This is a genomic window from Megasphaera vaginalis (ex Bordigoni et al. 2020) (assembly GCF_900240295.1).
Classification (GTDB): domain Bacteria; phylum Bacillota; class Negativicutes; order Veillonellales; family Megasphaeraceae; genus Megasphaera; species Megasphaera vaginalis.
Genome location: NZ_OEQB01000005.1, coordinates 60291 through 83486 on the forward strand (window position 1 = coordinate 60291; position 23196 = coordinate 83486).

Below are 23196 nucleotides of genomic sequence, written 5' to 3' on the forward strand. Positions count from 1 at the left end.
ACACGTACCTTGACGGCAATCTGTCAGTCCGTTGACGGCGGACAATCAGTCCATATGCTGACCGCCGTTGATGTCAATCTCTTCACCGGTAATGTACGAGGCTTCCTTGGATGCGAGGAATACAATCGTATCGGCAACTTCCTGCGTTTCGCCGGGGCGTCCCATGGGGATACCGTCGATAACTTTCTGCGCTTCTTCTTGCGGAAGCGATTTCCAAATTTCCGTATTGATCAAACCGGGACATACACTGTTAATGGTAACCCCTTTCTGAGAAATTTCTCGAGAAAGATTTTTAGAAAAAGCCAATACTGCCGCTTTAGCGGCGGAATAATGTGCGCCGCCGAAAATTCCGCCGCCTCGCTTGGCGGATACGGAAGAAAGATTGACAATACGGCCATAACCGGCTTCCACCATCGGCTTCATGCAGGCTTGTGTGCAGAGGAAGAGGCCAAACATATTTACATTAAAAATACGTTTCATATCCTCAAGCGTCATGTCCTCAACCGTAACGTGTTGTGAAACACCGGCATTATTGATCAAAACGTCAAGACGGCCATATGTATTCATGACATGATCTACCATAGCCTGACATGACTCCTTGCTCGTAACGTCAAGTCTTACTCCTTCAGCCTTGCCGCCTGCTGCCGTAATCATTTCAACAGTTTCCTTTACTCCCTCCATGTTGATGTCGGCAATGATCAGCTGCGCGCCTTGCTGAGAAAATGTTTTGGCAATAACCCGTCCGATTCCTTTTGGCGAACCGCTGCCCGTAACAATAACGACTTGATCTTTGAAATCCAACATACTGCTTACCTCCTATTATTCATCCATAACATACCCGATACGATAACCGATGACTTCTATTCCAACGCCTTGCCATTCTGCTTTACACAAACGGTAACAACGAGCGCGCTGATAACCATGCAGACCGCCAGAAAGAGCACGCCGGCATCAAAAGATCCGGTAGCCGTACTGACATAGCCCATAACGTAAGGCCCTACAAAACCGCCCAAATTACCGACACTATTGATCAGCGCGATACCCGCTGCCGCAGCCGTACCGGAAAGATAGGCCGGCGGAATAGCCCAAAACGGCGAATACGCCCCATAAGCGCCGCAAAGCGCCACTGCATAAACAGCCAAACTGAGAACAACGCTGGCATGGGCAATATACACACTGGCGACCAGACCGATAGCGGCAGCAACCAAACAAGCGGCGACATGAAAACGGCGTTCATTGACCTTGTCAGAATGACGTCCGACGCCGTACATGACAAAAGCTGCCAATAAGTACATCGCGCCGATAGTCCAACCGATAATCGTCGTAGAAAGCGTCCCCGAAAGCTGCTTCACCAGTGTCGGCAAGAACATGACGATGCCGTAATACCCGCAGATCCAGGCAAAATAACCGCCTGACAAAATTAACACGTCCCGCTCCTTCAGCGCAGACAAGAAAGATACTTTTTTCTTTTCCGCTTTTACGGCCTGTTCTTCGGCGACAACCTTTTGCAGCCATTCCCGCTCTTCCGGTTCAAGCCAGTCGGCGTCTTCTATCTTATCCGTCAAATAAAAATAAACGACAATACCCAAAATTACCGAAGGAACGGCTTCCAAAATAAAGAGGCTTTGCCAACCGTGAAGTCCAAAAAGATTCATTTGCAGTAAATACGTAGATATCGGCGACCCGAAAGCGCTCGCGCTGGGAATCGCCACCATAAAACCGGCAATGGCTTTGGCGTGATTTTTTGTTTGATACCAATTGCTCAAATACCAAGCCATACAAGGGAAGAAGCTGGCTTCACAGATTCCCAAGGCAAAACGGACAAGATAGAATTGCAGATCATTCTGTACAAATGCCGTCAATATGGAAACAATTCCCCAGGAAATCATGATCCGAGAAATCCAGCGACGGGCGCCGAACTTCGTCATTAAAGCCCCGCCCGGCACTTCAAGCAAAAAATATCAAAAAAAGAAAATACCGGCGCCAAAACCGAAGACAGCACTGGAAAATCCCAGATCAGAGTTCATTTGCAACGCTGCAAAACCGATATTGACGCGATCCAAAATGGAAATAGCAAAGCAAAGGAACAAAAATGGAATCAGCCTATGCGTAACCTTTTTTACTGTACTCCGTTCAATAGCGGATACATCCATTATGATCACTCCTCAAATTATCGTATATCTTTACCGAGTTAAAGGCGTTGAACCGTTGCCACAATATTCTCGACAGTAATGCCATTTTTGGCAAGGAGCCGATTCGCCGAAACGATCCTGGATCCCGATACGTTTAACAATGCCTTTCCCCATTTCGGCCGCTACCTCACAAACGGCGCTGCCCAAGCCGTTGATAATATTGTGATCTTCAACGGTAACCACTTTGCCGATCTTTTCAATGCATTCCTTTACAGCATCAACATCAAGCGGTTTGATTGTGTGCATGTCAAGCACCTTTGCGGAAATACCGAGCTTTCCCAGTTCCTCTGCCGCTTCAATGGCCAGACGAACCGTATCACCGTTGGCAATAAGGGCTACGTCTTTACCGTCTCGGATCAAATGGGCCTTGCCGATTTCCAGTTCGACACCCTCGTCATAAATGGCGGGAATGGCGTCGCGTGTAAAACGCAGATAAACAGGACCATAACTTGCAGCGGCAGCCGCCGTTAACTGTTTGGCGGCGTAATAATCAGCCGGCATAATAACCGTCATATTCGGAATGGTACGAAGTACACCCATATCTTCAATCGACTGATGGCTGGCCCCGTCATTGGCAGGTGTCACGCCACCATGCGAGCAGGCGATTTTAACATTCAAGTTCGGATAACAGATCTCCTGACGGATCATTTCACACATGCGCAGCGATCCGAATACGGCGTACGTGACGACAAACGGAATTTTTCCCGTCGTTGCCAGTCCTGCCGCCACGCCTGCGGCATTCTGTTCAGCAATCCCGACATTAACATGCTGTTGCGGCAATTCTTTGGAAAATGGCGTCGTTTTGCAGGATTTAGCAATATCAACGTCAACTACATAAATATCTTTATTTTTCCTGCCCAACGCGAGTATTTCTTCGCCAAACCCTTCGCGAGTCGCTTTTTTTACACCCATCATTTTAACCCTCCTTCAAGTTCCGCCATTGCCTGCTTATATTCCTCATCATTCGGCGCCACGCCATGCCAGCTGCACTCATTTTCCATAAAGGATACGCCTTTCCCCTTCACGGTATGTGCAAAAATACAGTGCGGTTTTTTATTTTTTCGCATGCGAATCATTTCAAGCGTCTTGGTAATCTCTTCCATGCTATGCCCGTCAATTTCATAAGTGTCAAACCCGAATGCCGCAAATTTTTGACCCAAATCAATATTGGGCATAACTTCATCAGTCGTGCCGTCAAGTTGCAAATTGTTGTTATCTATAAAAACGATCAGGTTATCCAATTCATATTTGTGCGCTGTATTGGCGGCTTCCCAAATTTCCCCTTCTTGCGCTTCTCCGTCACCGATAACCACGAAAACGCGATAATTTTTATTGTCCCGTTTCCCAGCCAATGCCATGCCGACGCCGCAAGCCAGCCCTTGGCCTAAAGAGCCTGTAGAAATATCGATTCCCGGACATTTTTTCATATCCGGATGGCCCTGTAAAATACTCCCTTCCTTACGAAGCGTATGTAATTCCGACTCAGGAAAATATCCGCGTGAAGCCAAAGCCGCATACTGAATCGGACAAACGTGCCCCTTAGAGAGGATAAAGCGGTCACGGTCTTCCCATTTGGGATTTTCCGGATCAATATCCATTTCGTCAAAATAACATGCTGCGACAAAATCAGCTGCCGACAGAGAGCCGCCCGGATGTCCCGATTGAGCCTCATAAATCATGGTTATCGCCTTTTTCCTCAAGTCGGCGGCAATGCCTTTCAACTCTTCCACACTTTTTCGTCTCATTATCTTTCACCCCATCTAAATCGAACTATACTGCTGAATGTAGTAACATCACGATCTTTTTATCATTATATGTTGAACGTAGGATGTTATCTTGTTTACGATTTCAATTATACTCTCAAGAATCTCCATGTCAATGCGTTTTGACGAATTCATTAATGCTTTATTTGCATTTTCTAACGAGAATTATCTCTTCCCATAATAAATAATAGGAAAAAGCCGAACCTGCTTTTATTCACGCAGATCCGGCTTTTTCCTATATTCTCTACTCTTCTAATGCGCCTTCGTCATAAAAATAACTTTTTTGAATTATTTTTTCGACGTCATTGAATACTCTCCCTTTAATAATGCAATACAGCTCTTGGTGGACGTCATACAATTCCTCAAGCTTATGATTCCTGGTCATATGCCGAATCGTCTTATAGCGTATTTCTTTCGTCAATAACCGCGTTACAGCAGCGACTTTGGCAAACAGGCTGTTATGCGTGCCAATAGACAAGGCTTCATGAAAAGCATTGTCGGCCTCAAAGACAGCCTCAACGTCTTCCGTTTTCGTCATCTCTTTGAAATGCGCCAGCGCGGCTTTCAGCGCCTGTATGTCTTTATCCGTCGCTTCTATGATATTCAATCGTATAATGCCGATATCGATCCACTCACGCAATGCTTTCAACGCCCCGAGGGATTCGGAATCTTCCAAGATGATACCGTACAGCAACGGGTCAATCATGGAATCGGAGATGCCTTTCGTCACAAAGGTACCTTCAGGCCGTTTTATCTCCAAAACGCCGAACGAGACAAGGATCTTAATCGCCTCGCGGACCGAGTTCCGCGATACGCCGAACATATCGGCCAAATCCTGCTCCGGCGGGATTCTGTCACCCGGACGGATCGTCTTCTCGATTAAGGCCTGTGTCAGTCCGTCAACCACTTGTTGCACGACAGACTTATTTTTTATCGGTTTCAAATAAGGCCTGCTCTCCGTCATAATCGTCTATGCCTTTCTTAAAATCATGTCTAATTTGACGACAATATAAAAATGCCTTGAATACACGGTGCCATGCTAATTTATTTTAGCATACACATAAACAAATGCCTTGTCAATCGTTATGTGTTTTTTTTCACATAATTTACGCAAATACTGCAACGCCTGCCGGCAAGCGGTACGGCTACACCATCTGTCCCGACTTGGCGGCGTTTTTCTTATGACCTGTTTTTCAAACATTTGACGGCAGCAATCAAAATGACCGCTCCGACGATGCTGGTAAGCCACGATTCGATCTCAAAAAAACCGTTGATCCCGACGATACCGAAATGAGCTAAAATAGCATTTAATCCCATACCGCCGACAATTCCTGAAAGAATATTGGCAATGCTGCCCATTTTTTCATCGACACCCATAATCTTGCTGCCTACCCAACCGGAAAAGGCGCCGATAATCAACCATGATATCCAACTCATCATATCGCCTCCTGTACTGTAACCATGTAATGTTTTGATAACGCGGCCTAGGCCTACACCGCCTGATTCATTTCTCTGCCATCAGCTTGGCTTCGGCTGTCGCCGCAACGGCGCCGGTCGCTTTATAAACGATGCCCTCCATCAAATACAGACGGTTGCGCTGACTTTTCAAACGGCCGACAACGCGGATTTCTTCACCGATCGGCACGGCTTCCCGGAATCGAATGTGCAAGTCGGCCGTATATGCCGGCATGCCTGTTTTCTTAAATACATATGTGCCCCATGACTTCGCCAAGAATCGTACTGATAAGGCCGCCATGCATGCAGTTGTCATAGCTTTGATGCTGCCGTTGCGGTAAGAAAACGGCTGTGCACGTCTCGCCTTCCAACTGCATGTCAAGCTTCAAACCGATCGGATTGTCTTTGCCGCAGGCAAAACACCAGGTATATTCGTTTTCTTTTTTATCCATCGTCCCGTTCCCTCATTTCTTCAACATACTTCTTCTGTTATTTAATTATATCATAAATCTGTACGACTTAGTTGTTTCTTCTTCCTTTTATATTGACAATTGTTTTCATAATTGTTATAGTGAATGCAGAAGATGAAGGTTGCAAAGGGGGCCTGAAAGTGAATATGGATTCTCTGCTTATCTCTTACTGTTCACCTACGTTGGCCCGCTTAAAAATGGCTTCTCTTATCTGTTTGAAGCGGGAAGACGCGGGCAGTGATTTTAAGAAAATTATTGATAGTTACAATCATAAATATAATCAAAAAGGATTGTATTTTCGCGTTCTTCATCACTGCTGCGCCCGGTCCTTGGTATATGTTTACCGCCCTGATATGGTTGCGGCGTATCTTTCGACGCCGACGGTTTCCCGTTTTCTGCAGTCCTACGGCTATCGCCGGGAAGACGCGTTATCCGCCTATCTTGCCAGGCTCGAAAAACGATTCCGGAAAGAATCGGATTTCCCCCACGAAACGGGAATTTTTCTCGGTTACCCGCTGGAAGATGTCTGCGGCTTTATCTTGAACAAGGGAAACGGCGCCAAGCTTTGCGGCTGCTGGAAAGTATACGGCAACGCGGAGCAAGCGAAGCATCTTTTTAAGACCTTTAAAGCCTGTCGTCAGCATTACATCAACCGATTTGCTGTTGGCATAAATTTAGAGACGTTAATCGTCGCCTAAGGAGGAATTATTATGGTAACAATCGTATACTGGAGCGGTACGGGAAACACGGAAGCAATGGCGAAAGAAATTGAAGAGGCCGTAAAGAGCGCCGGGGCGGAAGTGGAAACCTTGCTTTTTGAAGATACGTCAGTCGATGCTGTGGCGGGTAAAGACGTTGTTTTGCTCGGCTGCCCCGCCATGGGTGCCGAAGAATTGGAAGAAACAATCGTCGAACCGTTTTTCACAGAATTGGAAGGTAAATTAAGCGGCAAAAAAATCGGCCTTTTCGGCTCTTACGGCTGGGGCACAGGCGAATGGATGGACAACTGGAAGCAGCGCGCGGAAAATGCCGGCGCTACCGTCATCGGTACCGCCATTGTCAATGAAACGCCGGATAACGCCGAAGAATGCGTTGCTCTCGGCAAAGCGGCCGCGCAAGCATAAGCGCCCAAGCATAAGCGCCTAAACAACAATCCCTTAAACGATGAAGGGCATTACAGAAAACTGTAATGCCCTTCATTTTGCTGAAAAACAGCTTTATGACTGCAACGTCGCCGCCTGACGCCGTTTCGCCCTGATTTCCTCTGCTTTCACTCTGGCCCGAGGATCGGCGCGCGTTCCCAGCAGGCGGCCGTACGAAATATGATAAACGCCCAAAGCGGCAAGCGCGATCACTGCCGTCAGAAAAAACATCCACGTAAAACCGGCGCTCTCCTTTATCTCCCCTAAAAGATAGGGGCCGATGCCGAGGCCGAGATCAAGGGCCACAAAATACGTCGAAGTCGCAACGCCGATACGATGAACCGGTACCATTTTGACGACGACGGCCTGCCCGTTGGACATATAGGTGCCGTACCCGAGACCGACAAAAACGGCGGACACCAGAACCATCCAGGAAGAGGCGGCCAGGCTCAGCAAGAGAATCCCCAACGCCAGGGAGACGAAACACGGATAGAGAACATAGTTTTCCCCTTTCCGATCAAAAAGGATGCCCAACGCCGGTCGCGTCAGCGTGATCACGGCGGCATAGACGACGAAGAAAAGCGTTCCCGCTTCGACCATATGAATTTCCCGCGTGTACGAGGCCATAAAGCCCAAAACTCCGGAATAAGCAAAACCGACGAGAACGGAAACGACGGTAATCGCATTGACACGCGGCTCAATGTAGTCGGCAAGGGACCGCCCCTTGTTCTCCTCAACAGCGGCGCCGCCAAATGCCGGTTCCCGGTATTTCATCAGTAAGGCGCCGCCGATGCAAAATACGATCAGCGCGATACAAAGCCAGACGATCACGGTAAACGCCGTCAACGAAAGCAGCAAAATCCCGAGAAACGGGCCGACGGCAGCCGCCAGACTGGTACTTAGTCCATAATAATTGATGCCTTCGCCGCGCCGTTTTCCCGGTATGATGCCGGCAACAATCGTGCTCGTCGCCGTAGAGGTAACGCCATAAGCAAAACCGTTCACAAAACGAACGGCGTCAAGCACGATTAAATTGGGGATATACAAATAAAAGGCCGTGGAAATAAGATATAAGAACAGGCCTGTATGCAACACCTTCCGGCAGCCGTAAACACCGACAAATTTGCCGGCAAAGAGACGTGCCGCGACGGTGCCGATAATATAGATGCCGACGGCCAGGCCGGCCTCACTCAGGCTGGCCTGCAACTCGTCCTTGGCAACGACGGCGATGATGACCATCAATAAATAATAAATCAAAAAAACCAACAAGTTGATGACCGTATCCAGAATAAAGGACCGTGTCCACAATCGTTCTTTAGCGTCACTCATTTCTTTTCCCTCCTATCGGATAGTGACGATTATAAAACGACAGTGACCGTCTGTATAACAGAAAAAAAAGATCGTGTCATCAGAAAATTCGATGAGACCGGGCCGGCAACCGGCTTCCCCGTTTCCGCATATATTCGATAAACAAGCGAATATACGTTTCTTTTTCCGTATGTTTACGATAGACAATGTAAGCCGTAAGCGTCAGCGGATCCGCCAGAGCGCGGCACTGACCGGCAAGCCCCATGACGGCGGCAAGTCGTTCGGAGACAAGGCAGCCGGCTTTGTTATTTCTGCAAAAATCCACGCTGGCGTAGGGATTGGACAGCTGTATTTCCGCGTGTGAACCGCTGGTCTCCGTACCGGCAAAATACGTGCGCAGCCGTCGGTCCATGAAATACTTCGGCGGATACATGACCAGCTGCCGGTTCCACATGAATTCCTTCGATACGGCTCCGCCCGGCGCAACGTGCGGCGCAAAATAAACAAAGGAATCCGTCGCGAACGGGACCATTTCATAACCGTGCCAACGCGCGGCATCGTCGGCATAAACAGATGCCATATCAATTTTTCCGGCGTGCAGATCGGTCATCACTTCGCTCTCTTCCATATCGTAGACATTGATTGAAAGATCCTCGTGATGAGCGTGCAGGTAAGCGATGTGCGCATTCATGAGAATATCGCCCATGCTGCGCATTACGCCGACATGCAAAACGGGAAGACGCCGCGCATAAAGGCGCCGTACCCGCTCCGCTGCCGTTTCCAGCGAGGCGACAACCGCTTCGGCATCACGCAGAAAGCGCTCTCCTTCGACAGTCAGGGCGCTGCCGCGATTGTTGCGAATAATCAGGGGCACGCCGAGGATGTCTTCCAGTTTTTTAATTTGCGCGCTGAAAGCCGACTGCGTCACATTGGCCGCCTTGGCGGCTGACGTAAAATTCCGCAGCTGACCGTACAGAATAAAACTCTTCAATTCCTGGATACTCGGTAATTCCATTGTCATTCCTCTTTCCCGCCATTCCGTTGAACGGCTCATACCTGCCTGACTTGGCAGCACCGGCGCCGCGCCTTGCACGGAAGGACTGCCGGCAGCGTTGCACCGCCAGCGTATCCTCCATTTGCACGGGGCGCGGCGTCTATGATAAAATAGACATAATTTTTAATAAAGGATCGTGAAACCATGAGCTCACCTGACGCGATAATCTTTGCTTCCCCCTTTTCAGGAGAACTGCACCCGATTACGGACGCACCTGATCCGGTTTTCGCCAAAAAAATGACGGGCGACGGTTTTTTCGTCTATCCCGCCGACGGCCGCGTGTTGGCGCCTGATGACGGCGCCGTTATTTACGCTGCCGAAACAGGCCACGCATTGGCCATGACCACCTCCGGCGGCGTCGAATACCTGATTCATCTCGGCGTCGATTCCGCCACAATACGCGACGTGTTTACCGTACATGTCAAAAACGGCAGCGTCGTCAGAAAAGGCGATTTGCTGATTACCGCCGACCTCGACGCCTTACGCGACAAGGCGCTATCCGACGCGTTCATCTGCGTTTTCACGTCGCTGTCCGACACCAGACCGGTACGCCTCATCGGCCCTGCCGAGATTACGGCGCTGGAAGCGGCCGTGTCCTTCTGATTTTCCGTAGGAGGTCAGCTATGTTAAAAAAAGGCGATATCCTGTTGATCGTCTTCCTTCTCCTCTGCTCCTTCATTCCGGAAGGGATTTTCCTTCTCAGCGGCGCAGACACGGCCATGGACAAAACCTATGCCGTCATTTACGTCGACGGGGAAATGTACAAAACGCTTCCCCTGTCGGAGCATACGGGAACCGATACCTTCACGATCCGTACGGAACGAGGGTTCAACACCGTCGTCGTCAAAGAGAACACGATCGGCATCGTAGAAGCCGACTGTCCCGACGGAGTCTGCATCAGTGAAGGTTTCATCTCCAAACCGGGGGCGACCAGCGTCTGCCTGCCCCACAAGGTGCTGATTCAAGTCCGCGCATCCGATAACAGCGACGCCGATGTCATTCGGGCCCGCTAGAGGTATTTCCATGAATAAATCATTTCACATCATTATTCTGGGGCTTTTCGTCGCCCAATCGCTCGTCCTGTATATCGTCGAAGGCATGCTCCCCGTTCCCTTCATCGCGCCCGGCGCAAAATTGGGTTTAGCGAATTTGATCACCGTCATCGCCCTTTACGTCTTGCCGCGCAAACGGGATGTCGTGCTGATTCTTCTCCTCCGGATTCTCATTTCGACAGCCTTCGCCGGCGGCATCAACGCTTTCTTTTACAGCGTTGCCGGCGCCGCCTTCAGCTTTGCCGTCATGGCGCTGCTTCACAACCGTTCCTGCTTTTCCGTCATCGGCGTCAGTGCAGCTGGCGGCATCTTTCATAACCTCGGCCAACTCATCATCGCTTCGCTCATCGTCGAAAACGCCAAAATCATGCTTTACCTGCCGATTCTCTCCGTCGCCGGCGTGGGTACGGGAATATTGATCGGCATTACGGCGGCTTTTGCCTTGTCCAAATTAAGACGGCTCCCCATTTATGAACGAATGACGGCCCTATCATAACATCATAGCTGCACGGCTTGCCGTTCGAACGGCAGGCCGTTTTTTTCGCGCCTGAAACGGCGAAAAGGAAAACAGCCGCTCCCCGCCGGCGAACGGGGCGTCAACGAAAAGGCAGTATTCCCATGGCAACGAGGATATAAAACAGGGGATATAAAACAAAAACATAAACGACGGTCGTCGTAATGAACGGCGCCATCGCCAAATTGACATTAAGACCGTAAAGCCGCGCCGTAATCAGCGAATTAATCGCGCACGGCGCCGCCATCATAATAATCAGCGTTCCCAACAGGACGGCATCGGAAAAAAACAAGGTCCCGACCAGATACAGCACCAAGGGCGTAATAATCATCTTGACCGGAATAATATCCAACGTCTGCCTGCAATAGGTCTGCAAATGAGTAAACTCGATCATATAGCCGATAGGCACGAGAGCCGCCCAAGCGCTGAAATGAATGAGGAACTGGAAAAAGTCCCCCAGAATCTGCGGCCGCGGTACGTCGAAAGAATAAAGAATCATGCCGACAATAATGCCGGCGACGGATAACTGATTCCAGTTAAGGAAGAGAGCCCGCCAATTCATCGCTCCCAAGTTGACGGCGCCGCCATGCTCACTGCTGTACTTATAATAATAGGCCATCGGAAAGAGCACGAAAAGCATGACTAAATTTTGAAAAACGCCGACAATCTGAACATAGGCAAACGACAGTTCCCCATACAGGATAAATCCGCACAGACCGGCAAGAGAACCGATATTGGCCGGCATGGAAACGATGAGGTAACTGCCCTGATCGGTTAACGACGAAAATTTTTTATGCCGCCCCGACAATTTCACCAGCCCCCACGGCAACAACACGTTCAAAAAGGAAAAAACCGGCAACATCGCCAGTTCCGCGCGCAGCGGCAGAATCCAGAAACTGAGGAGCGTGAGAATCGTCATGACGACGATAATATTGAAGCGGATCAGCACGTTGCATTGCCGGGACGACAGCCAATCTTTCTTTTTGCAGATATACCCGACAACCAGCGGTAAAATGATATCGATAAAGATAAACGAGATCTTAATCCCTATTCCTTCCACGACGGTTCCTCTTTTCCGAAAATAAACGCACCTGCAGTCAAGCTGCAGGTGCTCTGCTATCTGTGTTTTGCCGCCCTGAACGCATCGGCCAGGGAAACCGTAAGCGGTTCGGTCGGCTTCGTCGCGGCGATGATCGGTTCCATGATCTTGTGAAAGTCTTCTTTCTCTTTGGCCAGCACATAGAGCTTCGACGTATTGCGGGCATCCCAAAGCGCATCGTGCATCTGCCCGTCAAAAACGGCTCCCAAGGCGCTGACGGCTTTATCGAGAGAAATCGCTCGGTCAAGGCCGAGCAGATTACAGTAGATCTGCTGAAAATTCTGCCAGTGATCAAGCATCCAGCGCACGTCCGGCAGCGACGTATCCACGTGCTTCAGGCGCATTTCCGCGTCCAGCTGCCGCCAGTCATTTTCACTCCAGGCATACATTTCATATCCATTGCTGCCGCCTTCGTTACACCAGGCGAGAAAACGGGCAAAGGCCTCGTCGAAATGCGGCGCCGTCGCAAGCATTTCCATCGTGATGCCGGTCAGTTCCCGGCAAGTCTCATTCATGACCGTCGCATATTCAGGCAAAACGTATTCCTTATATGACGAAATTTCCCTGCCGTCTTCAGCCAATTTTACGGCGCCGATTTCAATGATCTCTCCCTTGCAAAGACGTCGCGCCTCTTTCTCTTCCCTTCCGATCGGATTCATTTCAAAATCGACAAAAACAGCTTTCATGGAAGAACTCCTTTCCCTCTTTCAGCCAAGTTCTCATGGCCTTTATTATAGCACAGACGACGGGAAGGACAAAGAAAATGGCGCAGTAAAAAAATCTTCTCCCGCCTCGTCGTGCAGTATAATGGGTGTGGTATAATAAAGCGAGGAAAAGGGTTGCTTATGAGGGTACTTATGACAATATTACTGACAACGGCGCTCGTCTCCCTGCTCACGGCCTGCGGGGCGGAACCGCAGCAGCAGGCACAGGAACAGCCGGCTGCCGCGCACGTGATCGCTCCCGAATCGGCGGCGGCAGCGCAAAAAGGCCAACAGGCTTACGAAGCGTTCCAATATGACGCGGCCATTGCGTACTATGACCGGGCCTTGGCCGAAGATGACCGGAATGACGAAGCCCTGGCCGGCAAAGGTATCGCCCTGGCCATGCGCGGTAACGAAACCGGCAGTCAGCAGGACAAGGATGAGGCGTTGACGCTGATCAAGGAGTCGCTCGCCCTGAACGCCGACAATACGGCCGCCTTTTATGATCTCGCCTTGGCCTATAAGATCAACGGCCAATATGAAGAGGCCGAAAGATGGTTCAAAAAGGTTATCGAAAAAGAGCCGGACAATACGTGGAGTTACTACGGTATCGCCACGATCTACGGGGATCTCGGCAAAGCCGACGCCGCCGTTTTCTATCTGGAAAAGGCGATCACCTACGGCGGTGACGCCGTCAAAGACGCCGCTCGCAGCCAACATCATTTCGACGCCGTTCGCAGCAACGCCGCTTTCCGAGAACTTATCCGTTAAGGAGGCAATGTATTATGGATCGATCAGATGTAACTCATGTCATGTACGACAAAAAGGGACCAGTCGTGGCTAAAAACTTTTCCAAACGCGGCTTTGACGCCTACTACTGTCCGACGTGCGAAGAAGCCTTGCAAAAGGCCATCGCCCTGATTCCGCAGGACCATGTCATTTCCTGGGGCGGTTCGACGTCTATCAACGAAATCGGCCTGCGCCCGTATGCCTTGGAAAATCACCGCGTCATTGACCGCGATACGGCAAAAACACCGGAAGAACGCATGGAAATTATGCGCCAGGCGCTGCTTTGCGACACCTTTATCATGGGCACGAACGCCGCCGTAGAAGACGGGCAACTCTTCAATATCGACGGCAACGGCAACCGGCTGGCCGCCCTCGCTTACGGGCCGAAACAAGTCGTCGTCATCGTCGGCATGAACAAGGTCATGCCGACAGTCGAATCAGCCATGGCCAGGGCCCGCTCCGTAGCCGCTCCGATCAATGCCCAGCGTTTTGCCGGCTCAAAATTGCCGTGTTACCTTACCGGCATCTGTCATCATTGCACCAGCGCCGATTCGAACTGCGCCCAGCTCCTGCGTACACGCACCTGCCGTCCGGCAGGGCGGATCAAGATCATCCTCGTCGGCGAAAACCTCGGTTTTTGAGATTACAAACCGTCGGCGACGCCGCTTTTTAAATAGTTGATGAAGGTCTTGGTCACCGGCGACGCTTCTTCTAGCGACGGGACGGCGACACCGAGGGTGATATATTGAGGCGGATCAAAGGAGCGTACGGCTACCTTGCCGTGCCACGATGCCGTCATCAGCCGATTGTTGATGCCGAAACCGAGGCCGGCTTCAACCATGCGATACGTCGTATAATTGTCCACACTGGTAAACCGCGGCTCCATCGGCGATTGGACTTTGCGTAGCAAGTTGTCCGTGTCCGTATCCAGATCGGGCAACGTATTAATAAAGGTATCTTCTTTTAAGGCAGTCAAAGAGACTGCCTTTTTTTTTGCCTCTCGATGGTTCGGCGGCAGCCACAATACCATTTCATCTTGCCGCAGTGCCAGCCAATCTCCCTTGAACGGCCGGTATGTCGCTATGCAACATTGGATCCGCCTCTCTTCGAGCCAACGATACAAGTCTTTATTGCCGCCTTCTTCCAAATGGATCCGAACGTGGGGGTACGTTTCCTGAAAAGAACGGATAACAGGCGGCAGCCAATTGGCGGCAACGCTGAAATACGTGCCGACTGCCAGTTCCCCAATCTCCAGTCCGCATATTTGCGCCCCCGTTTCCTCGACCTGTCTGCCCCAGTGAACGAATTCACGCAGCTTCGGCAGCAGCAACTCGCCTTCTTTCGTCAGCGTAACGCCTCGCGTACTGCGGCGCAAAACGGCGAAGCCCAACGCCCGCTCGATGCTGTTGACGGCGCGCAGCACCCCGGACGGCGTATACCCCAGCCGCACTGCCGCGGCCGATAAGCTTCCGGCGTCGATTACCTGCAACAAAAGCCGGCATTTTTCCGTGTCCATAGGCCCTCCTCATTGTGATAGTTTATCATATTCATTGTGTAAAACAGTCTATTCCTTCACATCCGATTTTATATTATCATACGACTCAGATATATGCTATCTTCAAGGAGGAGTCACGATGAAACGAAGTCATGCCGAACTTTTATTGATGACCGTCATTATCCTGCGCAGCACATCCTATTTGTGCTCCAAAGTCGGGTTAGATTCCCTGCCGCCTCTGGAATTGCTGGCAATTCGTTTTTCACTGGCCTTCGTCATTCTCGCCGTTATTTTCCGCAAACGGATAGAAATGACCTTAACCAGGCAAGTACTGCACAACGCCGTCATCATGGGCGGTCTTCTCTCGGCCTGCATGTCTTGCGAACTGATCAGCCTGACGATGATCAATTCCTCGACGGCCGCCTTTCTGGAAAACACGGCCGTCGTCTGGGTTCTTCTGTTGGGAGCGCTGCGGCATCGCCGGCTCCCCAACAAACTGACGGGAGCTTGTACGCTCGCCATTTTCTGCGGTATCGCCCTGCTCACGCTCCGCGGCACGGCGTTTCAATTTTCCCTCGGCGAAGGAATCTGCCTCTGCGCTTCTCTCTTCTATGCCGTCTGGCTGCTGGCGACCAACACGCTCTCCCGCCAATCGGACCCGCTGGTCCTCGGCATCGTGCAGTTTGGCGTTCTCGCCTGCTTTACCGGTATCGGCGCCGTTCTTTTTGAAACTCCCGTCTTGCCGGCACAACCGATTGAATGGGAAGTCATTCTGGTCCTGACCTTCGTCTGCACGATTTTCGGCTTTACCTTCCAGCCCGTCGCCCAGCGCTACACGACGGCGGAAAAAGCGGGGCTCTTCTCGGCCTTGAATCCCCTCGTCGCTGCCATTCTCGGCTGGCTCGTCCTTCAGGAAGAAATGGGCTTGCCGCAAATCGCCGGCAGCACGCTGATCCTGACGGGCATCATTCTGCTCCAGACTGTCGGCAAAGAAAAAGAAGGGACGGCAAAAAACACAGCCACACCGAAACTGCCGAAGATCGGGACGGCAAAAGTCAACGGACAGCCTTCGGGCCAATAAAAAAGACGGCGGCGCCGTGCAGAACAGCACGACGCCGCCGTTTTTTTATTTTCAGTACTCTCTCTCGGCAATTTCACAAAGGATGTGTCCAATAAGACTATGCATTTCCTGTACGCGCGCCGTCACCGAAGACGGCACGGCCAGGCAAACGTCACAGAGTTCCGCCAACTTACCGCCGCCGCTGCCGGTCAGGCCGACGACTTGCAGTCCTTTATCGCGGGCAACTGCAGCAGCGGCAAGGATATTGCCGCTGTTGCCTGACGTCGTAATGCCGACAAAAACATCGCCGGCGCACCCCAATCCTTCGACTTGACGGCTGAAAATGACGTCAAACCCATAGTCGTTGCCGACGGCCGTCAAAATGGACGTATCGACAGTCAAGGCGATGGCCGGCAAAGACGGCCGTTCTTTTTGGAAGCGACCGACGATTTCCGCCGCCCAATGCTGCGAATCGGCAGCGCTGCCGCCGTTACCGCAAAACAGAATCTTATGGCCCGTCGCCAACGCCTGGCGAACGATCTCACCGGCTTCTTCAATACGCGGCGCCAGTTCTCTCGTCGCCTGTAATACAGCCGCATGCTCAGTAATGCGTTCATTTGCAATCGTCATGCTTATCCTCTCTTCCTCTGTCAATGATGCGCAACGCCCCCGTTTCGGGATCCATGACGGCACCGTAAACGGTGACATAGTCCGGAAAATACGGCGATTGACGGAGACGCCGCACCGTTTCGGCAACGGCCCCTTCGACGCAATTGATCGAATCGGCCCATTTGACCAGTGACGGGCGAAGCTTGTCAAGCGCGGCCGCAGCCACACCGGCTGCAGCCATCTTTGCCAACAGGCTCGCCGCTGTTGTGGCGAGCATACCGCAGCCTTCATGACCGACGACGATGATCGCTTCAACGCCCAATTCATAAACGGCAACGAGGAGACTCCCCATGACGCTGTCAAAGCCGTCGCCGACCGTATTGCCGGCAACCTTGACGATTTTTGCCTCGCCCCGGCGAATGCCCATCGCCGGCTCCAGAAGCTCGACAAGACGCGTATCCATGCAAGTTAGAATAACTACACGGCGCCGCGGCATCTTACCGACTTTCCGCAGCGGCCGCTGTCCGCCGTCTCCGGCGAGAAACGCCGCATTGGCGGCTTCAATCTCCGCTAAAAGTTGTGCCATAGCCGCCTCCTACACCGATTCCGCGCCGCTGTCCCGACGCTGCAAATAAGCGGCAATCCCAGCTGCCGCTTTCTTCCCTTCACGCATGGCGAGAACGACGGTCTGCGGCTTGTGAACGATATCGCCGGCAGCAAAGACGCCGGGCCGGTCGGTCATGTTGGCATACGGTTCCGAAGACACGGCGATATATCCCTCATCGCTGGCATGGACGCCAAAAGTCCGTATCGCCGACAACTGCGGCCTGTTGCCGATAGCGGCGATTACCTTGTTGGCCTTAACGACGCCGAATTCACCGGTCGGCACCATCGTCGCATCTTCCAATATTTCTTGCCGCTCATATTGCAGGCCTTCGACGGTATCGACACCGATAATCGCCGTCGGATCCGAATAAAACTGGAAGTGAATGCCTTCTTCTTTGGCTTCCTCGTATTCGGACGGCAGGCACTTCATGTTTTTTTCTGCCCGCCGGTAAACGACAGTCACCTCGGCCTGAAGGCGCAAAGCCGTCCGCGCCGCATCGATAGCCACATTGCCGGCACCGATGACCGCCACCGTATCGCCCTTCCGGATCGGAACATCGGCCAGCGTCGCTTCTCCCAACTGTACTTCCTGTACTTTTTGCAAAAACGACGCCGCGTCGACGACGCCGGGAATCGTGTAATTTTTCACGCCGAGCCCCCAGGAATCCATCGTGCCGACAGCAATGAAGACGGCGGCAAACCCGTCGGCAAAAAGATCGTCGATCGATTTGTCTTCGCCGATTTCCGTATTGTAAACGAAGGTGACGCCCAGCGCTTCCAAATGCGCCGCTTCCCGTACGACAAATTCCTTATGCAGGCGAAAAGTCGGTATGCCGTAAAAAATCGTGCCGCCAGGCTGCGACGCCTGTTCGAACACGGTTACGCCGTACCCGGCTTTACGCAAATCATACGCCGCCGCAAGTCCTGCGGGCCCGCTGCCGACAATCGCCACTGCAGCCGCAGCGGGATATTTTTTCTTCCCGTCGAGAAGTCCGTTATCCAGAACCAGATCGGCGACAAATCGTTCCAATTTGCCGATCTGGATCGGCTTTTTAGCCCGATTCAGGACACATGCGCCTTCACACTGATTTTCACGGGGACACACCCGGCCGCAAATAGCGGGCAGATTGTTGCGATGATAAATGTATTCGGCAGCCGTGCCGAAATTCCCTTGTGCCAGAGCCTGAATAAACTGCGGTATTTCATTTTCGATAGGGCATCCCTGCCGGCACAGAGGCACCTTGCAATGTAAGCAACGCCTTGCTTCCGTTAATGCTTCCGGCAACGTATAATCCTGATCGCGCATGATTTCGTCATGAAATGATGCCAACGGATTCGTAGATGTATCAGCCATTATCATTATATCCTTTCTTCGCCGTGCCGGTTTTAAGCGAAGGGAACGACTGCCGGTTTCCGGCCGCGCCTGCGCCGTCACAACGCGTGCAAAAGCCACCGCGGCCTGTCGGCACCCGTTCCCTTCGCCGGAAAGACACGGTACCATATCTTCTTTATCATATAGGTTAACACCGCATATAGTCAAGAATATTTCCGTATACGCGCCATTTACGCGTCTCCGTTGTCCGTTGTTCCTTGGGTTCCGCCGCCGCACCGTTTCTGGTCATCCCGTGACGCGCAATTTTCCGCCGGTACACGGTGAAAGCGAACTGCTTAAAACGCGCCCGGCAGACAACACCTTTCTCCGGCAGACGAAGTTTACTGCCTTGGCGTTTAGGCACTATCCTCGCGGGACCGACGTTTGCATAGCGTCTTTGCCGTTCGCCATAAAGGACGGAGAAGAGGACGGGCGTGATGGAAATCATGGGAAATACGGGGCAATTTGCATTTATTTATGATCTAAACTCATTTATATGCGATCTATTGCAAAAACAGTATCGGTAATTTAAAAAAAAATGGGAAAACCTGTAATTTATAACAGGTCACAAATGCGACATATTTCTATACGATGGTAATAAAGAGATAGATGTTTTACGCAGGTGTTTTTCCGGGACAGCGAAAGGAGACGTGTATTTCCTTTCCCGTAAGGTAACCGTATCTTATGTTGTTTACGGAGAGGAGGCGTGTTATATGCAAAAGCACAGGAAACCAGCAGAAAAACAGCTCTTCAGGAAAAACCCGCAAAGGGAATAGCCGGCACGGGGAGCTCATCGCTGCGCTTGTACTGCCGACACTCTTTTCCGGAACCGGCAAAGGAACCGTCTGAACGGCGCCGGGAACCGTGAACAGAACGATGCGGCCAGCGCCGCAGAAGGCGCGTCTGCAATGTCGGCGCGACGGCGAAAACGAGGGGGACGCAAGCGCGACCTTCGCGTCGGATAAAGGGCAGGGCGTCCGAGTCAACACGCATGGGTGGCGGAAAAAGCAAGGCGCTGAGCAATGAAAACGCGGCTATGCAAAAAAAGGGGCCGCCAAAAATACGGAAATCGATACATAGGAAGATATGAGTAGGAGTCATCATGACCAAGTATGGAAACACACACAGAACCCTTTCCCTGCGCATTCTCTGCGTGCTGTTGTTAGGCACCTGCCTGTTGGGAGGACACGGCACGGTAAGCGCCATTGTTGACACCATGACTCCCACTAATACTAATAAAAATATCAGCGTAAATACCAACAGCGGGTCGGTCGAACTCACCCTCAGCGGCTTAGCTACGGAGCCCTGGCAGACGGCCCTGGGAGACGGCGCAGAGGCTACCGGGGGCCACGCTACCGCTATCGGAGCGGATGCAAAGGCCACAGCGCAGGGAAACACAGCCTTGGGAGACAATGCAAAGGCGGAGGGCACGAGCGCGGATGGCATGAGCGCTACGGCCATTGGCGCCGGCGCTTATGCAACCCGCGGAGGATCTTCTTTAGGGAATTACGCGTACGCCCGGGGAGACAACAGTGTAGCTTTCGGATCTGGGGCAAAAACAGGGACAGAAAGCAGTCCCGCATCAGGAACGGAGGCCATCGCCATCGGCTACACGGCAAAGGCGCAGAAGAAATGGGCAATTGCCATCGGGAGCGGCGCAAACGCTGATGGAGAGAGCGCAACGGTTTTGGGATACAAGGCGAAAGCTAGTGGGAAGAATGCACTGGCGCTCGGATACAATGCGACAGCGAGTCTGGAGAACAGTGTGGCCATCGGCTACAATTCCTCGGTAGGCGCGGCGAATACCGTTTCCTTTGGCAGCTCTGGTGCGACCCGGCGCCTGATGTATGTGTCTGCCGGCGAATCTGATACGGATGCGGCTAATTTTGGACAGTTAATAAGATCCGCCGGTTTAAGCGGCAGCAAATTACAATTTTACACGCAGGCGGCAAACAAAGCTTTTGAGGTAGATCTATCTTCACTGTCAGGCGCCGGCGGAGCAGTCATTGGTGGCGGCAGCGTCGCCTATACTGCGACCGGAAACGGCACCCTGAAGCTGAAGAACGGCGTCGGAAGCACCATCGCGTCCATTGCGGGCTTTACGGATAAATACACTACAGGCGTTGAACTGGTGGGAAACACGGTCACCTTCACCCGTAATGACGGCGGCACCTACAGCTTCGAGCTGCCTGCTTCCGCAGGCAGCGGCGGTATGGCTTCTCTGAAGTTTGCCGGGGACGACGGGCCGGTAATTACGAAAACGGATGGGCAGAAGATGGACATCCTCGGCGGTGCTGCACCGGCCGCCTTGTCAGAGAACAATATCGGAGTGGCGTCGGAAGACGGCGCCTTGAAAGTCAAGCTCGCCAAGGACATTCAGGGCATTTCCAGCCTCACCACCGAGAGCGGCGTGAAAATTGATGCCGCCGGACTCCATGCAGGGAATAAGAAAGTTACGGGAGTCGCAGACGGAACCGCCGATAGCGATGCCGTAAACTTTAAGCAGTTGAAAAATCTGGATAAGAAAATGACTGGCAATACTAACGCCATCGCCGCCAATAAAGCCGATATTGCCGCCAATAAAGCAGCCATCAACAGCATTAAAACGCAAGACGGCGTAGTTGCTCCCGCGGGAACGGCGAAAGCAACGGAATTTGTGAAAGGAACCACTGTCTATGATTATCTCCACGGCAATACCATTTCCCTGGGCAAAGACAGCGCGGCGACAGGCATGAATTCCATCGCCATCGGCTTCGGCAATCAAGTAACCGGCAAGGGAAGCGGCGCCTTCGGCGATCCCACTACGATCACCGGCAATGGCAGCTATTCGGTAGGAAACGGTAACACGATCAGCGGTGACAATACTTTCGTACTGGGTAGTAATGTGAATACCTCCGCCAAGAACGCCGTCGTTCTCGGGAATAATTCCGAAGGCGCGGACAACGCCGTATCTGTCGGCGCGAAAGGAAGCGAACGGCAAATCAAGAACGTGGCGGACGGCACTGCCGACTCGGATGCCGTAACCGTACGCCAGTTAAATAAAGCCGCAGGGTTTGACGTGAATACCATCGACGCCGATTTGAAAGCCGCCAATAACCACATCAGCAGCCTGGACAACCGACTCAGCAAAGTAGGCGCAGGAGCCGCCGCGCTGGCAGCTCTCCATCCGATGGATCTGACAGACGACAAGTGGAGCGTGGCAGCCGGCCTGGGCCACTACAAGAATGCGAATGCGGCAGCCGTAGGCCTGTTCTACCGTCCCAGTGAAGCCGTCCTCCTGAGCGTGGGAGGAGCCTTCGGCGGCGGAGAAAACATGCTGAACGCCGGCGTCAGCGTAGCCGTAGGAAGCGGCACGGTGAAAGGCACAAGCGGAACGATGGCCAAACGGGTGGCCGATTTGGAAGCGGACAACGAAAATCTGCGGCGAGAGTTGGAAGAAATCAAAGCGATGCTGAAGAAATAAGAATCTATTTGCAGAAGAAAAAAAGGGGCAAAGCCTCTGATCTGCACCTGTTTCATTGAACGAATTATGTAAACGATTCCTCGGGCCTGCGTTCGATATGCTATCGGACGCAGGCCTTTTCGGCCGCCCGAGCGCAATGACGATATCCGCTTGCCGTCAGGCACGCCGGTCATGGCTTTATCCGCCAACGGAGATAGGGCCGCACGGAAGCCGGAGATTTCTTCACGCGGAATGCTTGCTTTCATAGGCAGTACCGCTCCTAGTCAAGAATATTTCCGTATACGCGCCTGAAGGCGGAATATGACAACGTTGCGCGTAACCGTTCTCTCTTCAATTCCCCGTCGATTTTCAGCCAAAAAACCCATTGCTATTTTGCTGAATTTCCCTATAATAAAAAGTATATGAAATTACTATACTTTAGCAAATATACAAGGAGATGTTGTTATGCGTAAATTACTCGTATTCGCCTTTTCCCTTTGCCTGCTGGTCCTTTTCGCCGGCTGTGGCAATAACGAGGGGCAGCAAAAGCAGGCGGCAAATGACGTTCCGCTGCAGGGCAAAACATTGGTCGTCTATTTTTCCAACACCGGTCATACGAAAGCGTTGGCTGAGAAAGCTGCCGAAATTCTGCATGCCGACACGTACGAAATCCAGCCGGAAATTCCTTATACGGCAGAAGATCTCGACTACAACGACGAATCGCATCGCGCGACGAAAGAACAGCGCGATGATACGTTCCGCCCGGCAATAAAAAGCCCAAAAATCGACAATTTCGCGCAGTACAAGAATATTGTCTTAGCTTACCCGATTTGGTGGGAACAGGCGCCGCGCATCGTAGACGCTTTTGTTGAAAGCTATGACTGGTCGGACAAAACCATCATTCCCATGTCAACTTCAGAAGGCAGTGAAATCGGGACAAGCGCGGATTATTTGAAGACGTTGGCTAAGGACAAAGGCACTTGGAAAGCCGGCAAAAACTTCGGCGACGGTTCCGTCAGCAAAGAAGATCTGGCCAAATGGCTGGCTGAAACGACAGCCAAATAAGCGTT

29 protein-coding genes are annotated in these 23196 nt (G+C 51.8%); 10 read left to right on the top strand and 19 right to left on the bottom strand.

Going from position 1 to position 23196, the window contains the following annotated elements; all coding sequences use genetic code 11:
* Positions 1–45 precede the first annotated feature (45 nt).
* The 9 genes from C0977_RS07405 to C0977_RS11175 form a co-directional block, all read right to left on the bottom strand.
* Complete coding sequence (locus tag C0977_RS07405; protein WP_101912948.1) at positions 46–804, bottom strand: SDR family NAD(P)-dependent oxidoreductase; 759 nt, start codon at positions 802–804, stop codon at positions 46–48.
* Positions 805–860: 56 nt separating this feature from the next.
* Positions 861–1955, bottom strand: coding sequence for an MFS transporter (locus tag C0977_RS07410; protein WP_288907142.1), 1095 nt, complete (start codon positions 1953–1955; stop codon positions 861–863).
* 6 nt (positions 1956–1961) lie between these two features.
* Positions 1962–2153: a hypothetical protein gene (locus C0977_RS11025; RefSeq protein ID WP_200814243.1), complete on the bottom strand. Its 192-nt coding sequence runs from the start codon at positions 2151–2153 to the stop codon at positions 1962–1964.
* Between the two features lie 30 nt (positions 2154–2183).
* A complete protein-coding gene (locus C0977_RS07415; RefSeq protein ID WP_200814244.1) occupies positions 2184–3107 on the bottom strand; it encodes a transketolase family protein in 924 nt (307 codons plus the stop codon).
* On the bottom strand, positions 3104–3937 hold the full coding sequence (locus C0977_RS07420) for a transketolase (protein ID WP_023053182.1): 834 nt from the start codon (positions 3935–3937) through the stop codon (positions 3104–3106). The genes C0977_RS07415 and C0977_RS07420 overlap by 4 nt, the downstream gene beginning before the upstream one ends.
* A 262-nt stretch (positions 3938–4199) precedes the next feature.
* Complete coding sequence (locus C0977_RS07425) at positions 4200–4898, bottom strand: FadR/GntR family transcriptional regulator (RefSeq protein ID WP_159459044.1); 699 nt, start codon at positions 4896–4898, stop codon at positions 4200–4202.
* Positions 4899–5134: 236 nt separating this feature from the next.
* A complete protein-coding gene (locus tag C0977_RS07430; protein ID WP_023053209.1) occupies positions 5135–5395 on the bottom strand; it encodes a GlsB/YeaQ/YmgE family stress response membrane protein in 261 nt (86 codons plus the stop codon).
* A gap of 64 nt (positions 5396–5459) precedes the next feature.
* The gene (locus C0977_RS11170; protein WP_328514213.1) at positions 5460–5726 is read right to left on the bottom strand and encodes a hotdog fold domain-containing protein; all 267 of its coding nucleotides are present in this window, start codon (positions 5724–5726) and stop codon (positions 5460–5462) included.
* A complete protein-coding gene (locus C0977_RS11175) occupies positions 5656–5862 on the bottom strand; it encodes a hypothetical protein (protein ID WP_234987610.1) in 207 nt (68 codons plus the stop codon). Before C0977_RS11175 ends, C0977_RS11170 begins: the two co-directional genes overlap by 71 nt.
* 164 nt (positions 5863–6026) lie before the next feature.
* Here C0977_RS11175 and C0977_RS07440 point away from each other — a divergent pair, with 164 nt between their 5' ends.
* On the top strand, positions 6027–6578 hold the full coding sequence (locus C0977_RS07440) for a DUF3793 family protein (protein ID WP_234987621.1): 552 nt from the start codon (positions 6027–6029) through the stop codon (positions 6576–6578).
* Positions 6579–6590: 12 nt separating this feature from the next.
* Positions 6591–7004: a flavodoxin gene (locus C0977_RS07445; RefSeq protein ID WP_101912950.1), complete on the top strand. Its 414-nt coding sequence runs from the start codon at positions 6591–6593 to the stop codon at positions 7002–7004.
* A gap of 93 nt (positions 7005–7097) precedes the next feature.
* On the opposite strand, the gene C0977_RS07450 is transcribed toward C0977_RS07445, so the two are convergent.
* Together C0977_RS07450 and C0977_RS07455 are read right to left on the bottom strand one after the other, a co-directional pair.
* The gene (locus C0977_RS07450; protein WP_101912951.1) at positions 7098–8351 is read right to left on the bottom strand and encodes an MFS transporter; all 1254 of its coding nucleotides are present in this window, start codon (positions 8349–8351) and stop codon (positions 7098–7100) included.
* A 79-nt stretch (positions 8352–8430) separates the two neighbouring features.
* Entirely contained in the window at positions 8431–9345 is a 915-nt protein-coding gene (locus C0977_RS07455; RefSeq protein ID WP_101912952.1) for a LysR family transcriptional regulator, read from the bottom strand.
* A gap of 183 nt (positions 9346–9528) precedes the next feature.
* On the opposite strand from C0977_RS07455, the gene C0977_RS07460 reads away from it, so the two are divergent.
* The 3 genes from C0977_RS07460 to C0977_RS07470 are packed head-to-tail and all read left to right on the top strand — an operon-like array spanning position 9529 to position 10932.
* On the top strand, positions 9529–9987 hold the full coding sequence (locus C0977_RS07460) for a PTS sugar transporter subunit IIA (protein ID WP_023053218.1): 459 nt from the start codon (positions 9529–9531) through the stop codon (positions 9985–9987).
* 20 nt (positions 9988–10007) lie between these two features.
* Complete coding sequence (locus C0977_RS07465; RefSeq protein ID WP_101912953.1) at positions 10008–10397, top strand: NusG domain II-containing protein; 390 nt, start codon at positions 10008–10010, stop codon at positions 10395–10397.
* Positions 10398–10407: 10 nt separating this feature from the next.
* On the top strand, positions 10408–10932 hold the full coding sequence (locus C0977_RS07470) for a Gx transporter family protein (protein WP_101912954.1): 525 nt from the start codon (positions 10408–10410) through the stop codon (positions 10930–10932).
* Positions 10933–11032: 100 nt separating this feature from the next.
* Here C0977_RS07470 and C0977_RS07475 read toward each other — a convergent pair whose 3' ends face one another.
* Both C0977_RS07475 and C0977_RS07480 read right to left on the bottom strand, forming a co-directional pair.
* The gene (locus C0977_RS07475) at positions 11033–12010 is read right to left on the bottom strand and encodes an AEC family transporter (protein WP_101912955.1); all 978 of its coding nucleotides are present in this window, start codon (positions 12008–12010) and stop codon (positions 11033–11035) included.
* 56 nt (positions 12011–12066) lie between these two features.
* Positions 12067–12735 (bottom strand): 3'-5' exonuclease, encoded by a 669-nt coding sequence (locus C0977_RS07480; RefSeq protein ID WP_023053210.1) that lies wholly within the window; start codon positions 12733–12735, stop codon positions 12067–12069.
* 171 nt (positions 12736–12906) lie between these two features.
* Here C0977_RS07480 and C0977_RS07485 point away from each other — a divergent pair, with 171 nt between their 5' ends.
* Together C0977_RS07485 and C0977_RS07490 are read left to right on the top strand one after the other, a co-directional pair.
* Positions 12907–13524, top strand: a complete 618-nt coding sequence (locus tag C0977_RS07485) for a tetratricopeptide repeat protein (RefSeq protein WP_023053178.1) — start codon at positions 12907–12909, stop codon at positions 13522–13524.
* Positions 13525–13538: 14 nt separating this feature from the next.
* Positions 13539–14183 carry a lactate utilization protein gene (locus C0977_RS07490; protein ID WP_101912956.1) on the top strand — a complete coding sequence of 215 codons (645 nt, stop codon included), beginning with the start codon at positions 13539–13541 and terminating at the stop codon, positions 14181–14183.
* A gap of 2 nt (positions 14184–14185) precedes the next feature.
* Here C0977_RS07490 and C0977_RS07495 read toward each other — a convergent pair whose 3' ends face one another.
* Positions 14186–15058 carry a LysR family transcriptional regulator gene (locus C0977_RS07495; RefSeq protein ID WP_023053198.1) on the bottom strand — a complete coding sequence of 291 codons (873 nt, stop codon included), beginning with the start codon at positions 15056–15058 and terminating at the stop codon, positions 14186–14188.
* 118 nt (positions 15059–15176) lie between these two features.
* Here C0977_RS07495 and C0977_RS07500 point away from each other — a divergent pair, with 118 nt between their 5' ends.
* A complete protein-coding gene (locus tag C0977_RS07500; RefSeq protein WP_101912957.1) occupies positions 15177–16118 on the top strand; it encodes a DMT family transporter in 942 nt (313 codons plus the stop codon).
* Between the two features lie 51 nt (positions 16119–16169).
* Here the strand turns inward: C0977_RS07500 and C0977_RS07505 are convergent, their stop codons facing one another.
* The 5 genes from C0977_RS07505 to C0977_RS07525 all read right to left on the bottom strand — a co-directional run bounded on the left by C0977_RS07505 (position 16170) and on the right by C0977_RS07525 (position 19806).
* On the bottom strand, positions 16170–16727 hold the full coding sequence (locus C0977_RS07505; RefSeq protein ID WP_023053220.1) for a D-sedoheptulose-7-phosphate isomerase: 558 nt from the start codon (positions 16725–16727) through the stop codon (positions 16170–16172).
* The gene (locus C0977_RS07510) at positions 16711–17292 is read right to left on the bottom strand and encodes a beta-class carbonic anhydrase (RefSeq protein WP_101912958.1); all 582 of its coding nucleotides are present in this window, start codon (positions 17290–17292) and stop codon (positions 16711–16713) included. The genes C0977_RS07505 and C0977_RS07510 overlap by 17 nt, the downstream gene beginning before the upstream one ends.
* A 9-nt stretch (positions 17293–17301) precedes the next feature.
* The gene (locus tag C0977_RS07515) at positions 17302–18666 is read right to left on the bottom strand and encodes an FAD-dependent oxidoreductase (RefSeq protein ID WP_101913057.1); all 1365 of its coding nucleotides are present in this window, start codon (positions 18664–18666) and stop codon (positions 17302–17304) included.
* A 166-nt stretch (positions 18667–18832) separates the two neighbouring features.
* A complete protein-coding gene (locus tag C0977_RS11180) occupies positions 18833–19048 on the bottom strand; it encodes a hypothetical protein (RefSeq protein ID WP_101912959.1) in 216 nt (71 codons plus the stop codon).
* 386 nt (positions 19049–19434) lie between these two features.
* Positions 19435–19806, bottom strand: coding sequence for a hypothetical protein (locus tag C0977_RS07525; RefSeq protein WP_145995082.1), 372 nt, complete (start codon positions 19804–19806; stop codon positions 19435–19437).
* Between C0977_RS07525 and C0977_RS07530 the strand changes: the two genes are divergently transcribed.
* On the top strand, positions 19787–22147 hold the full coding sequence (locus tag C0977_RS07530) for a YadA-like family protein (protein ID WP_101912961.1): 2361 nt from the start codon (positions 19787–19789) through the stop codon (positions 22145–22147). The genes C0977_RS07525 and C0977_RS07530 overlap by 20 nt on opposite strands.
* A gap of 444 nt (positions 22148–22591) precedes the next feature.
* Positions 22592–23191, top strand: a complete 600-nt coding sequence (locus C0977_RS07535) for a flavodoxin (protein WP_023053195.1) — start codon at positions 22592–22594, stop codon at positions 23189–23191.
* The last annotated feature ends 5 nt before the right edge of the window (positions 23192–23196 follow it).

What these genes read in the sequence shown, in the direction of transcription:
- C0977_RS07405 (WP_101912948.1), bottom strand. Translation starts at nt 804, where the DNA reads ATGTTGGATTTCAAAGATCAAGTCGTTATTGTTACGGGCAGCGGTTCG.
- C0977_RS11025 (WP_200814243.1), bottom strand. Translation starts at nt 2,153, where the DNA reads ATGGATGTATCCGCTATTGAACGGAGTACAGTAAAAAAGGTTACGCAT.
- C0977_RS07415 (WP_200814244.1), bottom strand. Translation starts at nt 3,107, where the DNA reads ATGATGGGTGTAAAAAAAGCGACTCGCGAAGGGTTTGGCGAAGAAATA.
- C0977_RS07420 (WP_023053182.1), bottom strand. Translation starts at nt 3,937, where the DNA reads ATGAGACGAAAAAGTGTGGAAGAGTTGAAAGGCATTGCCGCCGACTTG.
- C0977_RS07430 (WP_023053209.1), bottom strand. Translation starts at nt 5,395, where the DNA reads ATGATGAGTTGGATATCATGGTTGATTATCGGCGCCTTTTCCGGTTGG.
- C0977_RS11170 (WP_328514213.1), bottom strand. Translation starts at nt 5,726, where the DNA reads ATGACAACTGCATGCATGGCGGCCTTATCAGTACGATTCTTGGCGAAG.
- C0977_RS11175 (WP_234987610.1), bottom strand. Translation starts at nt 5,862, where the DNA reads ATGGATAAAAAAGAAAACGAATATACCTGGTGTTTTGCCTGCGGCAAA.
- C0977_RS07440 (WP_234987621.1), top strand. Translation starts at nt 6,027, where the DNA reads ATGGATTCTCTGCTTATCTCTTACTGTTCACCTACGTTGGCCCGCTTA.
- C0977_RS07445 (WP_101912950.1), top strand. Translation starts at nt 6,591, where the DNA reads ATGGTAACAATCGTATACTGGAGCGGTACGGGAAACACGGAAGCAATG.
- C0977_RS07450 (WP_101912951.1), bottom strand. Translation starts at nt 8,351, where the DNA reads ATGAGTGACGCTAAAGAACGATTGTGGACACGGTCCTTTATTCTGGAT.
- C0977_RS07455 (WP_101912952.1), bottom strand. Translation starts at nt 9,345, where the DNA reads ATGGAATTACCGAGTATCCAGGAATTGAAGAGTTTTATTCTGTACGGT.
- C0977_RS07460 (WP_023053218.1), top strand. Translation starts at nt 9,529, where the DNA reads ATGAGCTCACCTGACGCGATAATCTTTGCTTCCCCCTTTTCAGGAGAA.
- C0977_RS07465 (WP_101912953.1), top strand. Translation starts at nt 10,008, where the DNA reads ATGTTAAAAAAAGGCGATATCCTGTTGATCGTCTTCCTTCTCCTCTGC.
- C0977_RS07470 (WP_101912954.1), top strand. Translation starts at nt 10,408, where the DNA reads ATGAATAAATCATTTCACATCATTATTCTGGGGCTTTTCGTCGCCCAA.
- C0977_RS07480 (WP_023053210.1), bottom strand. Translation starts at nt 12,735, where the DNA reads ATGAAAGCTGTTTTTGTCGATTTTGAAATGAATCCGATCGGAAGGGAA.
- C0977_RS07485 (WP_023053178.1), top strand. Translation starts at nt 12,907, where the DNA reads ATGACAATATTACTGACAACGGCGCTCGTCTCCCTGCTCACGGCCTGC.
- C0977_RS07490 (WP_101912956.1), top strand. Translation starts at nt 13,539, where the DNA reads ATGGATCGATCAGATGTAACTCATGTCATGTACGACAAAAAGGGACCA.
- C0977_RS07495 (WP_023053198.1), bottom strand. Translation starts at nt 15,058, where the DNA reads ATGGACACGGAAAAATGCCGGCTTTTGTTGCAGGTAATCGACGCCGGA.
- C0977_RS07500 (WP_101912957.1), top strand. Translation starts at nt 15,177, where the DNA reads ATGAAACGAAGTCATGCCGAACTTTTATTGATGACCGTCATTATCCTG.
- C0977_RS07505 (WP_023053220.1), bottom strand. Translation starts at nt 16,727, where the DNA reads ATGACGATTGCAAATGAACGCATTACTGAGCATGCGGCTGTATTACAG.
- C0977_RS07510 (WP_101912958.1), bottom strand. Translation starts at nt 17,292, where the DNA reads ATGGCACAACTTTTAGCGGAGATTGAAGCCGCCAATGCGGCGTTTCTC.
- C0977_RS07515 (WP_101913057.1), bottom strand. Translation starts at nt 18,666, where the DNA reads ATGGCTGATACATCTACGAATCCGTTGGCATCATTTCATGACGAAATC.
- C0977_RS07530 (WP_101912961.1), top strand. Translation starts at nt 19,787, where the DNA reads ATGACCAAGTATGGAAACACACACAGAACCCTTTCCCTGCGCATTCTC.
- C0977_RS07535 (WP_023053195.1), top strand. Translation starts at nt 22,592, where the DNA reads ATGCGTAAATTACTCGTATTCGCCTTTTCCCTTTGCCTGCTGGTCCTT.